The following is a 12,996-nucleotide window of genomic DNA, read 5'->3' on the forward strand; positions in this document are numbered from 1 at the left end:
GGTTACTTCAGTGACTCAAGCTCTTCCCATCGCTCAAAGTAAACCTCTAAACATTGTTCTTTCTCTGCCAGCTCATTGAGGCGTTCATTCACCAGGGCGCTGTCCTGACTGTAGAAATCCGGCTCACCTATCCTCAGCTGCAGCTGTGCTATTTCTTGCTCCAAGGCTTCCATTAACCCGGGTAAGGCGTCCAATTCTTGCTGTAACTTGTAAGACAGCTTCTTGGCGACCTTAGGCGCCGGCGCAGGAGTCTTGACCACTTCGGCGACAACTGGAGGTTGGACCGCCTTTTGCGACTGAGGTTCCTCGGAATAAAATTTAGCGCCCTGAGACACGGCATCCTGGTAGCCGCCGATATATTCGCTCCAGCGGCCATTGCCGGCAAACCACCAGCTGCTGGTGACGGTATTGTCGATGAAGGCCCTGTCATGGCTCACCAGCAGCAGGGTGCCATCGTATTCGGTCAACAGCGACTCTAACAATTCCAGGGTCTCGATGTCGAGATCGTTGGTAGGTTCGTCGAGTATGATGAGGTTCGCAGGCCTCAGGAGCAGACGGGCCAACAACAGACGATTTTTTTCACCGCCGGACAAGGCCTTAACCGGCGTCCTGGCACGCATGGGGGAAAACAGGAAGTCCTGCAAATAGCTCAGGATATGCCTGTCTTTACCATTGATGGTGACTGTCTTCTTGCCCTCGCCGACGTTATCCTCGACGGTTTTTTCGGGATCCAAGGCCTCACGGTACTGGTCGAAATAAGCCACTTCCAGCTTGGTACCCACCTTGATCTCACCCGATTGCGGCTGCAACTTTTCGATCAGCAGTTTAATCAGGGTGGACTTGCCGCAACCGTTGGGTCCGATCAAGGCGATGCGATCGCCCCTGACCACAGTAGTAGTGAAGTTTTTCACCAAGTCCTTATCCGGCAAGTTGTAGTTCAGTTCTTTGACGTCGAACACCAGCTTACCCGAACGCTCGGTCTCAGACACTGCCATCTTGGCATTGCCCTGACGATTGAGGCGCTCCATCCGCTCGACCCGCAGGGCTTTGAGCGCCCGCACCCGGCCTTCGTTGCGGGTACGGCGAGCCTTGACGCCCTGGCGGATCCACACTTCTTCTTCCGCCAGGCGCTTGTCGAACTGCGCATTCTGCTCCGCCTCGACCCTGAGCCATTCTTGCTTGCCGTCGAGATAGGCCTGATAGTTGCCCGGCCATGACGTGACCACGCCGCGATCCAAGTCGACAATGCGGGTCGCCATCCGGGCGATGAAGCCCCTGTCGTGACTGATGAAGACGATGGCGCCCTGATAGCTCAGCAGGAACTGCTCCAGCCATTCTATGGTGTCTATGTCCAGGTGGTTGGTCGGTTCGTCGAGCAACAGCAGATCCGGCTCGCTCACCAGGGCACGGGCCAAGGCGACCTTACGTTGCCAGCCACCGGACAATTCGGACAGCGGCTTGTCGGGATCCAGCCCCAGCAGCTCACAATTTTGATTGATGCGTGAATCCAGTTGCCAACCGTTGAAGTGATCCAAGGTCTCCTGCAGGCGTTCCATCTCCTTGAGCATACGTTCCATCTGCTCAGGATTGGCATGGGCCACGTCGTGGGACAGCTGATGATAACGCTCCAGCGCCTCACCCACGTCCTTCAGGCCGGCCGAGATATAAGCATAGACAGTGCCCTGCTCCGCCTTGGGCGGATCTTGCTGCAGGCGGCTGACAGTCACATCGCCGGCGATGTTGAATTCCCCGTCATCGAGCAACACATCGCCAGACAAGACTTTCAACAGGCTGGATTTTCCGGCGCCGTTGCGCCCCACAATACAGACACGTTCACCGGCTTCGATGGTAAAATCGGCATTTTGCAGCAGTGGGGTATAACCATAGGCTAATGAGCCATTATTGATACGAACCAGACTCAAACTAAGCTCCTGTAAACTCTTTTAATTGCTTGGCATCGAAAGGCCAATTCAGCTCACGCCCATCTGGGGCCATGAGCACTGGGATCAGTGTGCCGTAACGCTCGGCCAAGGTGTCATCATCACAGATATCTCGGCGACTGAATGCGATAGCCGCATCCTGCACCAGGGCTTGGGCCAACTCACACAGATGACAGCCCTGGGTATGGAACAACAGATACGAGGTTGCCGACTCAGACATGGGTGATCAACCAAGTGTTGTGGATATGCGGATTACGTTTGTAATCCAACGGCAGGGTCATGGCGTCGATATTCGTCACCTGGATCATCAACTTAGCCAGCGCTTCCACGTCCATCTTGAACTTGCGTTTATTGTTGGAGAAGATCAACTCGCCCTGGGGACTGAGCAATTTGACCAAGGAGGTCAGCAACTCCACATGATCGCGTTGCACATCGAAGGAATCTTCCATCCGCTTGGAATTGGAGAAGGTCGGCGGGTCGATGAAAATCAGATCATAGGATTGCTGACAATCACGGATCCACTGCAGACAATCGGCCTGGACGAATTCATACTGCTTGCCCTGCAAACCATTGAGGGCAAAGTTGTCCTTGGCCCAGTTGATATAGGTATTGGACATGTCGACAGTGGTCACAGACTTGGCGCCGCCGAGCCCGGCGTGGACCGAGGCCGACCCAGTATAGGAGAACAGGTTCAACACCTTGCGCCCCTTGGCCTTCTCACCCACCAGCTTGCGAGTCAATCTATGATCCAGAAACAGCCCGGTATCCAGATAGCCCGTCAGGTTCAGCTTAAACTTAGCGCCGTATTCCGTGGTGATCCGCTCCAGCTTGCGCTCGTCGAGTTTCTGATACTGGTTGGCGCCTTTCTGACGTTCACGGGTCTTGAGGATGATCTTGTTCGGGTTGATGCCGATTGCCGCCGGTAAGGCCAGGAGAACATCGCTGAAACGTCGCTTGGTCACGGCCTCGGGAATGCTTGCCGGCGCGGAATACTCCTGCACTATCACATAGTCCAGGTACTTATCGACCGCGACATTGTATTCGGGAATGTCCGCATCATATAAGCGGTAACTGTCTATGCCCTCTTTCTTGGCCCATTTCTCCAGTTGCTTGGCATTCTTCTTGATCCTATTGGCGAACGCAGGCGCGATATCGGCCACATCCATACCATCTTCGGCCGGCAAAGGCGCATCCCGCCGGGTATTGGTGGCATGCAGGGTATAGAGGTTAAAGGCGCACTCGAGCGCACCGTTAAACATCTTCATCTGCTTATCTGCCTTGAGTTTAAGCGAAGAGATGAGTTCGACATCGCTGCAGAGGACGGCGACACGCCAGCCACCGAATTCCTTCTTCAGCTTATCGCCCAGTTGATAATAGAGTTGCAGCAGCTCAGATACGCTGCCCAAACGCTCACCGTAAGGCGGGTTGGTGATCAAAAAGCCTTCGGCCGCCGGGGGCTCGACAGTCAGGGCATTGGCCACCTGGAATTCGATGAGATCCAGCACACCGGCGTTTTCGGCGTTGCGCTTGGCCAGGGCCACCAGGCGTGAATCTATATCCGAACCATAGAACTTAATGGCGCAGCGCTTGGTGCCCAGAGAGGCTCTGGCCTTGGCTTCGTCGACTACCGCCTGCCATAGCTTGCTATCATGGCAGCGCCAGTGTTCGAAGCCGAATCTGCTTCTTTGCATCCCGGGGGCGATATCGGCGGCCATCATCGCCGCCTCTATGAGCACGGTACCACTGCCACAGAAAGGATCGAGCAAGGTGGTAGGTGCCGCTTGCCAGCCGCTACGGGCCAGCATGTTAGCGGCGAGATTCTCTTTCAGCGGTGCCTCACCCGTGGTCGAGCGATAGCCACGCTGGTGCAACGAAGGGCCGGAAAAATTCAGCGCTATGGTGATTATGCCATTGCGAAAATGGGCATCGATCCTGAAGTCGGCATCGACACGGGCCACATTGGGCCGCTCCACGCCATCGTCACGAAAACGATCGACGACCGCATCTTTGATCTTCAGGGCGCCGAACTGGGTATTATTGATGAAACCGCCGGTGCCATGAAAGTCTATGCTGAAGGTGTTGCGGTTGGAGAAATGCGCAGGCCAATCAACGCAATATGCCGCGTTATAAAGCTGTTCCGCCGACTCACACGCGCCCTTATAGATGACCAACACCAGGCGACTGGCAAGGCGGGTCCATAAAGTAATGCGGTAAGCCAGCTCTAACGGCGCAGAAAAGTACACCCCGGCAACGCTCTCTTTTATCTCGGTCGCGCCAAATTCCGCCAGCTCGTTAGCCAGACTATATTCGAAGCCCTTGGGGGCCGCAGCAAAAAAATTAAACATGAATAGTAAACTACGCCGTCAAAATCAAACCGCCATTATACCTGTTACCACTAATAAAAGATAAACAGTTATTGGCCCCTATGGCCTTGGCGCACGCAGTTCCCGCCCCATAACGCCACAGGTTGCCGATTTCAGTGCGAAATACCCGCATCCAGTCGCTTATTTGAGCACTCACCACTTATTTTACACTTGCGCCTTGCAATGCCAAGACGCTGTCGTTATAGTCTGCCCCGCTTTGAAGACGGACGCGGGATGGAGCAGCATGGTAGCTCGTCGGGCTCATAACCCGAAGGTCGTAGGTTCAAATCCTGCTCCCGCAACCAATTCAAGGCATGAGTACAAATGATATTATTCGGACGCGGGATGGAGCAGCATGGTAGCTCGTCGGGCTCATAACCCGAAGGTCGTAGGTTCAAATCCTGCTCCCGCAACCAATTCCTCACTGAAGGAAGCGAATAATTCAGTGTTAAGCTCAAGATGTAAAGCATAAAATCGGACGCGGGATGGAGCAGCATGGTAGCTCGTCGGGCTCAGCTCTTCATGACCAGAGTCGAAGGTCGTAGGTTCAAATCAGGCTTACGCAATCAACTTTCTTACTGATGAAAGACAAAAAATCAGTGTTAAGCTCAAGAAGTAAAGCATAAAATCGGACGCGGGATGGAGCAGCATGGTAGCTCGTCGGGCTCATAACCCGAAGGTCGTAGGTTCAAATCCTGCTCCCGCAACCACTTTCTTGCTGAGGAAAGTAAAAATTCAGTGTTAAGCTCAAGATGTAAAAATGAAATCGGACGCGGGATGGAGCAGCATGGTAGCTCGTCGGGCTCATAACCCGAAGGTCGTAGGTTCAAATCCTGCTCCCGCAACCACTTCAAATTTATTCCTCAGTTATTCTTCAATGTTTCTTTAAAACAACTCCCCTCTCTGTTCGACCAGGCTAAAACAGCATTGGTGCGTCGGGCTCAGCTCTTGATAACCCCGGGCGAAGCTCGTAGGTTCAAATCCTGCTCCCGCAACCACTTCAAATTTATTCCTCAGTTATTCTTCAATGTTTCTTTAAAACAACTCCCCTCTCTGTTCGACCAGGCTAAAACAGCATTGGTGCGTCGGGCTCGGCTCTTGATAACCCCAGGCAATAACCCCGGGCGAAGCTCGTAGGTTCAAACCCTGCTCCCGCAACCACTTCAAATGTATTCCTCAGTTATTCTTCAATTATTCCTCAGTTATTCTTCAATTTTTCTTTAAAACAACCCTCCTCTCTGTGTTCGACCAAGCTAAAACAGCATTGGCGCGTCGGGCTCGGCTCTTGATAACCTCGGGTGATAACCCAGGGCGAAGCTCGTAGGTGCAAATCCTGCTTCCGCAACCACTTCAATACTTATTCTTCAATTATTCGTTAACACAAACCACGCCAACACTGTTAAAGCAACTCTCGATGACCCCTTCTCCATTCGGCCAAGCTGATATGCAACAGGCTCCTGATAAACAGGCGAAGAGCCTGAATTCAGATAAGGCGCCGGCAGCCATTTGAATTTAGCTTTTCTGAGTCATTATTATGCAGGAATATCCATCGGCGCCGCGGCTACCATAGGCAAAATTCGGTTGCTGATCCTCTATCTTTAACCTGGGGTTAATATAGGTATTTTACCCGGGTTAATTTTCCCGGGCATGGCTATCGCGCTTCCTCTGGCTGGGCATCATTTCCTGTGCAACAGCAGAGGTAAGATTCCGGGTAAAAACCAGGCTAAATATGGCGCAGGTTAAAAAGATAGAGACAGGAATAAGGATAGGAATAGAGGTAAAGATAAAAGGAAGCGAAGTAAAATGGGTCTCAAGCAGCGACTATGTGTTTTTTCACCCGCAATGGATGCAATCTGTTATGCATTATCTTTATGGTTTCAAACTGACTCAAGATCTTGGCATCGCTCAGGGTCAATTCCTTCGACAACAACATGACCAGGGTCGCCTGCAGACTGTTTTCCACCACCAACACCAAGGCCCTCTCCCCGCGACACTTGAGTTCAAACAACTTGCCTGCTTCGCTGTAGACACAGACATCGCTGACATCGAAGAACCAGGACTTAGGCATCTGGGGTTTGAGCATAAAATGGGCTGCGGTGGCATTCAATGCCGTCTGCACTATGGCGGCGTCTGTGACAGACAATACTCTGGGCAGCCGATCGAGCAGTTCGATATAGAACCGTGCATGTTCGATACTGAACTCACTCTGAAATAATGCATCCGGAATAAGTGACTTGGCTCTATAAGGAGTAAGAAATTCCATTTCCATACCTAACGAAACGCTTAATACACCATACGTATCGTTATATCTCCACTGCCAATCCTTCTGTGGCATTAATAGCATAACCTTTACCTACAAGCTGAACTCATGCAGATAATAGTAGATATTTTACTCAATATCAAAAAGTATTTTTAAATATCCAACCAATAAACAAGATCTTAATGAGATCTAATATGGATCGTTTTGCGATCTGAATGAGAAAAAAGGATCGCTTTCGCGATCCTTTTCTTTATTTTGCCCTATATGCGGCAACAATTTCTTTTATTAACTCTGGACCATGATAAATAAACCCGGAATATATTTGTACCATGGACGCACCCGCATCGAATTTTGCCAGTGCATCGGCGGCAGAATTAATCCCGCCAACCCCCATGATGGGGATCTGTCCCTGTAAGGCCTTAGCCAGCTGTCTGATCACTTTGGTGGACAGCTCCGCCAGAGGTTTACCACTTAAGCCACCGCTTTCATTGGCATTTTCCAAACCACTGACCCCATCTCTGGTGAGTGTGGTATTGGTTGCAATCGCCCCGTCAAACTTATTCTTAAGCAAAGACTCGGCGATATTGTCAATCTCATCCGGGGTCAGATCCGGTGCGATTTTCAGTGCAACAGGCACATAGCGTCCATGCTTGGCCGCGAGTTCGGCTTGCTTCACTTTGATCGCACTCAGAAGATCATCCAACAGATCGCCATACTGCAGCGATCTTAATCCCGGTGTATTGGGCGACGAAATATTCACTGTGATGTAAGAAGCATAGGGATAGACTTTGTCCATGCAGATCAAATAATCGTCTTTTCCCGTTTCGACCGGGGTATCTTTGTTCTTGCCTATGTTCACGCCGACCAAGATACCAGATTTTTTGGCGATAAGGTTTTTAACCAGATTATCGACCCCTTTATTATTAAACCCCATCCGATTGATAATGGCCTGAGCGGGCTTGAGCCTGAATAGCCTGGGAAGCTCATTACCCGGCTGCGGCCTGGGTGTCACTGTGCCAACCTCGACATGACCGAATCCCATGGCCTGGAAGGCATCTATGGCCTCACCGTCCTTATCCAAGCCCGCAGCCAAACCCACGGGATTGGGAAATGTCAGTCCCATGAAATTCACTGGTGCTGGCGCAATCTGCTGACGATATAAACAGGCCAGCGGGCTGTTGGAGGTGGCACTTAAACTGCGAATGGCCAACTTATGCGCTCGCTCAGGGTCCATCTGGAACATGACTTTCTGTGCGATTTTGTAAAACATGCTTTCTCCTTGAGCTAAAAAAAGCCCCGGCGATCGCCAGGGCTTAAGACATTAACAACGCCTTACTTAGGACCTTCGCAATGAAGGATAAGCAGGTTCAATTCCCGCAATGCAACCGAGAACTTGGCAAATTCATGACTCTGAGATGTCTTGAAGTCGGCCAGCATGTGGAACCATCTTTCCAGCAGTCCCTGATTGCTCTCTAACCATTGGGCAATCACGGTATCGGCATCACAGGTCTCGCTGCAGGTTTTCAATACCACAGAACTGAGCGCTCTTTGTTGCCAATCCAGCTCTTCCCTGAAGGCCGCTCGGGCCAGGGCTTGCCAATGGTTAGCCACGGGCTGGGCACTGATCTGGTTCAGGAACCAATGCAGCTCGACTCTGGCACCCAACTTGAAGTAGGTCTCGGCCACCAGTGCCACAGGCTTATCCTGGAGTTGGGCTATCTGGGCAATGTCCAGTGCCGAGAACAGGGTGCTCATGTTGGCAACCTGAGTCGCCACTTCGACGGGCACCTTCTCCTCGACCAGCTGGGCTATCTCGGCGTCGATACCGGCCACTTCATCCTCGACCATGTAATTATGCACATTGGCTTCAAGCTGGCTGAATACCGGCTTATAGAAGGCAATGCTCTGCTCTATGCTGAAATTACGGTTGCGGTGACGCAGGAACCAGCGACAAACCCGGCGCATGTTGCGGCGCAGCTGATACAGCATCTCGCCTTGCACGCTGGCAGGGGCAATGCCATTGAGCGCCGAAATGGATTTGGTCAACTCATCCAAACCGAACACTTCACGGGCAATGGTATAACAGATCGCCGCCTCGGCCACCGAAGCACCGGTTTCGTCCTGCATACGCTGAACGAAATTCATCCCCATGTTGTTGACCAGTTCGTTGGCCAGAGAGGTCGCAATAATCTCACCGCGCAGTGGATGCGATGCCATCTGTTCGCTGTATTTCTCCTGCAGTTTCTGCGGGAAATATTTGATCAGCAGCTGGCTGAGTAGAGAGTTATCGGTGATTTCCGGTGTCACCAACTGCTCTTTGAGCAGCATCTTGGCGTAGGCCACCAACACAGACAGTTCAGGACGGGTCAAGGCACGGCCATTCGCCAGGCGCTCGGCCAGTTCCTCTTCCGATGGCAGGAACTCCAACGCCCGATCCAGCTTGGCATCTTTTTCCAAATACTGAATGAAACGTATCTGTTCTTTCAACTGCTCGGCACCATGTACCTGAGTCACAGAGATGGTACGGGTCTGATCTTTACAATCTTGCAGTACTATCTGACCGACTTCTTCGGTCATCTCTTCCAACAAACGGTTGCGTTGCTTCAGGGTCATCTCGCCGTCGGCCACCAAGGCGTTAAGCAAGATCTTGATGTTGACTTCGTTGTCCGAACAGTCAACCCCGCCTACGTTGTCGACGAAATCGGTATTTATCCGGCCGCCATTGGCAGCATACTCGATACGACCCAACTGAGTGCAACCTAAGTTACCCCCCTCGCCTATGATCTTGGCGCGGACTTCACGACCATTGACCCGAATCGCGTCGTTGGCACGATCTCCTACTTCGGCATGGGTCTCACGGGCAGCTTTAACATAGGTGCCGATACCGCCATTCCAGATGAGATCCACCGGCATTTTCAGCAATTCTTTCAGCAGTTCGTGCGGCGTCATGGTGGCTTTTTCTGTGCCCAACATGGCCTTCATTTCGGCCGATAGCGGGATAGATTTAGCCGAGCGCAGGAATAAACCGCCGCCCTTGGAGATCAGCTTGGCGTTATAGTCTTCCCAGCTGGAGCGCGGCAAGACGAACAGGCGCTGACGTTCGGCATAGCTGGCAGCGACGTCCGGATTCGGGTCGATGAAGATATGCATATGGTTGAATGCGGCCACCAGCTTAGTGTGCTCAGACAACAACATACCGTTACCGAATACGTCACCGGCCATGTCACCTATGCCGAGGCAAGTGAAATCTGTGCTCTGGCAATCCACGCCTTCTTCGCGGAAGTGACGTTTAACCGACTCCCAGGCACCCTTGGCGGTAATCCCCATCTTCTTGTGATCATAACCGTTGCTGCCACCCGAGGCGAATGCATCGCCGAGCCAGAAACCGTATTCGATGGCGATGGCGTTGGCTATGTCCGAGAAGGTCGCTGTCCCCTTATCCGCTGCCACCACCAGGTAAGGATCGTCTTCGTCGTGGCGTACCACGTCCACCGGCGCCACTATCTCACCGTTGATGATATTGTCGGAGATATCCAACAAACCGCGGATAAACAAGCGGTAACATTCCTGACCTTCGGTGAAGAAGGCTTCACGGCCACCTTCGGTCGGCAGTTGTTTACAAACGAAACCACCCTTGGCTCCCACAGGCACTATCACAGTGTTCTTAACCTGCTGGGCTTTGACCAAGCCGAGTACTTCGGTACGGAAGTCTTCGCGGCGATCGGACCAGCGCAGACCGCCCCTGGCGACCTTGCCACCACGCAGATGCACGCCTTCGACTCTGGGCGAGTAGACGAAAATCTCATATTTCGGCAGTGGACGCGGCATTTCAGGGATCAGTGCCGGTGAATATTTAAAGGAAATATAGCTCTTAGGCTCGCCTTCAGGGGTCACCTGGTAGAAGTTGGTTCTCAGGGTCGCATTGATCAAATCCAGATAGCGGCGAATGATGCGATCATCATCCAGGCTGGAGACTTCATCCAGACGCAGGTTGATCTGCTCCATAAACTTGCCCAGGGTACGGGTCTTCAGTTTAGGATTGAACTTGCGGATAAACATCTTCACCAGCAAGTCGGCGATCTGCGGATAGCGGCTGAAGGTTTCTTCTATGTATGCCTGACTGAAGGTCGCATCTATTTGACGCATGTACTTGGCGTAGGCACGCAGCACTGAAACTTCACGGCCGCTGAGGCCTGTGGCCAGCACCATACGGTTGAAACCATCGTCTTCCAGCTTCTTCTGCCATACCTGTGACAGCGCCGTCTGGAATCTGTCCTGGCTGTCGGTCAGGTTTTCAGTGGCCGCGCCCTTGACCGTCATCTGGAAGTCCAGAATCCAGAAGGTCGCACCGTCGGAGGTCTTGACCTCGTAGGGGCGTTCGTTGATCACCCTCAGGCCAAAGTTTTCCAACATGGGCAGCACATCGGACAGGTGGATAGGCTCATCCTTGTGGAATAACTTAAGGCGTACCTTGTTGTTATTCAGCACGGCTTCCTGGGGTTGATAGAACAACATGCCCAATTTATGGTTGTCGTCCAACGCTTCGAGGTGCTGCATGTCGACCACGGCCGAGCTGGGCAGGACATCTTCCTTATAGCTTGGCGGGAAGGCGTTGAAATAACGTTTGAGCAGGCGATTTCCCGCATCCTCTCCCAGGGCACTGTTGAGTGCACTGTTGACCTTATCTTCCCACGAACGCGCCGCTTCGATTAAGTTGTTTTCTATAGCTGACACATCTACATCCATACTATTATCATCGACTTTCACTATGTAGTGAGTCCTGGCTAGGCTCGACTCGGAAAAATAAGTCGTAAACTCTACATCTTCTGTACTGCGGAAATGCTGGGCGAGAATACGCTGGGTATCCTGGCGCAGTTTGGTGTTGTATCTGTCTTTGGACACATACACCAGACAGGAGAAGAAGCGGCCGAAGCCATCTTTGCGTACAAAGAGTTTCAACTTATCCCTGTCCTGCATCTCCAACACGCCGTGGGCCATGTTGGCCAACTCGTCGACTCTGGCCTGGATTAGCTCATCGCGGGGCAAGTTTTCGAGAATATTCAGCAGTGCCTTATAGTCGTGTGAGCGTGGCGTCAGACCCGAGCGCTCCATCACTCGCTGGACTTTCTCGGCCAGCATGGGAATTTCCCTTGGACTACGGTTATACAGGTTCGAGGCGTACAGGCCTATGAATCTATCTTCGCCTATCACATTGCCTTGCTTGTCGAAGCGCTTGATCCCTATGTAATCAACATAGGCGGGTCTATGTACCCGGCTCTTGGAACTGCTCTTGGTCAGTACCAGCAGGCTCGCATCCAGGGCTTCCTTGCGTGCCGACTCGGACAGGCTGGACAACATCAGCACTTTTTCCTGATGCGTATGACCCGGCTTATTCATCAGACCCAGGCTGCTGGGAATGTTCGGCACCAGTTCGACATCGCCCTCGATACGGCGAAGTTCGTGTTGACGATAGCCGAGCAAGGTAAAATGATGATTATTCAAGTAGGTGAGGAAATTAATCGCTTCTTCCAGCTCCTGCTTATCCCCAGGGAAAGGACGTGTAGGCAGTTCCTTGATGGTGCTGCTCAGTTTATCCGACATGGCTTGCCAGTCATTCACAGACGCAGACACATCTCCCAGCACAGATTCGATTTCTTTTTCCAGTGCCTTGATGTCCTGGTTGCTGCTTTGCCTGTCGATTTCGATAAGGAATACGGCAATGTGCTCAGCGTTTTTAGGACTGTCTTTGGCATAGGTGACCTGGGAAACACCGCCGGCATCACGGGTGATAGCCAAGGGAGTATGCAGCATCATGTGTGCTGTGATCCCCATACGATTCAAGATCATACCGACCGAGTCGACCAAGAATGGCATGTCAGGCTGAATGATTTCGATAATGGTATGGGTGGATTGCCAGCCGTGTTTGGACTGGCTTGGGTTGAACACGCGGATATGCGTGCCGTTGGTTGGGGTCTTGTTGAGTGCATTCCACAAGCTCAGGACCGCGCCATAGAGATCGCTGTCGTTACGGGCGTTAAGATCGTCCTTCGACATATGGGCGTAGAGGCAAGTCGCGAATTGGCCAACTTGTTTTGCTTGTGAACTAGGGACTTTGGAGTCAATCAATCTAACTACATTTTCAAGTAGTACTGAAGGCATTGCATCTTTCAAGGCCATGTTGCTGTTTCCTTAAGCGTCTATGGCAGCGCTTTTTTCATTATTTGGATGCTTCGGCTTAATGGCTCGCGCAAATGTTAAGGTCTGAGCCATTGCGCGAAGTCTATTACTAAATCCACCACATTTCGAGCAAAATTTTAGTGGTACAGCCTCTACAAATCCAGCAAATACGGGAAGCAAGCAAGCACGATGAAGAAACAATCGGTTCTTTAGACTAAGTATTCAAAAAGAAATGGGGAGTCATACTCCCCATTGC

6 protein-coding genes and 4 tRNA genes are annotated in these 12,996 nt (G+C 51.9%); 4 read left to right on the forward strand and 6 right to left on the reverse strand.

Annotated features, from left to right (window positions below):
• Positions 1–2: 2 nt before the first annotated feature.
• Genes HC757_RS03230 through rlmKL form a run of 3 tightly spaced genes read right to left on the reverse strand, consistent with a single transcriptional unit; the run spans position 3 to position 4,285 of the window.
• Entirely contained in the window at positions 3–1,922 is a 1,920-nt protein-coding gene (locus HC757_RS03230) for an ABC transporter ATP-binding protein (RefSeq protein WP_169562878.1), read from the reverse strand.
• A 1-nt stretch (position 1,923) separates the two neighbouring features.
• Positions 1,924–2,160: a glutaredoxin family protein gene (locus HC757_RS03235; RefSeq protein ID WP_169562879.1), complete on the reverse strand. Its 237-nt coding sequence runs from the start codon at positions 2,158–2,160 to the stop codon at positions 1,924–1,926.
• Entirely contained in the window at positions 2,153–4,285 is a 2,133-nt protein-coding gene (rlmKL, locus tag HC757_RS03240) for a bifunctional 23S rRNA (guanine(2069)-N(7))-methyltransferase RlmK/23S rRNA (guanine(2445)-N(2))-methyltransferase RlmL (protein WP_169562880.1), read from the reverse strand. The genes HC757_RS03235 and rlmKL overlap by 8 nt, the downstream gene beginning before the upstream one ends.
• 246 nt (positions 4,286–4,531) lie before the next feature.
• Here rlmKL and HC757_RS03245 point away from each other — a divergent pair.
• The 4 genes from HC757_RS03245 (at position 4,532) to HC757_RS03260 (ending at position 5,151) form a co-directional block, all read left to right on the forward strand.
• Positions 4,532–4,608 (forward strand) — tRNA-Met (locus HC757_RS03245).
• Positions 4,609–4,642: 34 nt separating this feature from the next.
• Positions 4,643–4,719, forward strand: a tRNA-Met gene (locus HC757_RS03250).
• A 217-nt stretch (positions 4,720–4,936) separates the two neighbouring features.
• Positions 4,937–5,013 (forward strand) — tRNA-Met (locus tag HC757_RS03255).
• A 61-nt stretch (positions 5,014–5,074) separates the two neighbouring features.
• Positions 5,075–5,151 (forward strand) — tRNA-Met (locus HC757_RS03260).
• Positions 5,152–6,113: 962 nt separating this feature from the next.
• On the opposite strand, the gene HC757_RS03265 is transcribed toward HC757_RS03260, so the two are convergent.
• From HC757_RS03265 to HC757_RS03275, 3 genes are all read right to left on the reverse strand, one after another.
• Positions 6,114–6,647 (reverse strand): cell division protein ZapC, encoded by a 534-nt coding sequence (locus HC757_RS03265; protein WP_169562881.1) that lies wholly within the window; start codon positions 6,645–6,647, stop codon positions 6,114–6,116.
• A gap of 166 nt (positions 6,648–6,813) precedes the next feature.
• Entirely contained in the window at positions 6,814–7,833 is a 1,020-nt protein-coding gene (pyrD, locus tag HC757_RS03270) for a quinone-dependent dihydroorotate dehydrogenase (RefSeq protein ID WP_169562882.1), read from the reverse strand.
• 62 nt (positions 7,834–7,895) lie between these two features.
• Positions 7,896–12,740, reverse strand: a complete 4,845-nt coding sequence (locus HC757_RS03275) for an NAD-glutamate dehydrogenase (RefSeq protein WP_169562883.1) — start codon at positions 12,738–12,740, stop codon at positions 7,896–7,898.
• Between the last annotated feature and the right edge of the window lie 256 nt (positions 12,741–12,996).

Source organism: Shewanella salipaludis (genome assembly GCF_012911865.1).
Lineage (GTDB): Bacteria > Pseudomonadota > Gammaproteobacteria > Enterobacterales > Shewanellaceae > Shewanella > Shewanella salipaludis.

What these genes read in the sequence shown, in the direction of transcription:
- HC757_RS03235 (WP_169562879.1), bottom strand. Translation starts at nt 2,160, where the DNA reads ATGTCTGAGTCGGCAACCTCGTATCTGTTGTTCCATACCCAGGGCTGT.
- rlmKL (WP_169562880.1), bottom strand. Translation starts at nt 4,285, where the DNA reads ATGTTTAATTTTTTTGCTGCGGCCCCCAAGGGCTTCGAATATAGTCTG.
- HC757_RS03265 (WP_169562881.1), bottom strand. Translation starts at nt 6,647, where the DNA reads ATGCTATTAATGCCACAGAAGGATTGGCAGTGGAGATATAACGATACG.
- pyrD (WP_169562882.1), bottom strand. Translation starts at nt 7,833, where the DNA reads ATGTTTTACAAAATCGCACAGAAAGTCATGTTCCAGATGGACCCTGAG.
- HC757_RS03275 (WP_169562883.1), bottom strand. Translation starts at nt 12,740, where the DNA reads ATGGCCTTGAAAGATGCAATGCCTTCAGTACTACTTGAAAATGTAGTT.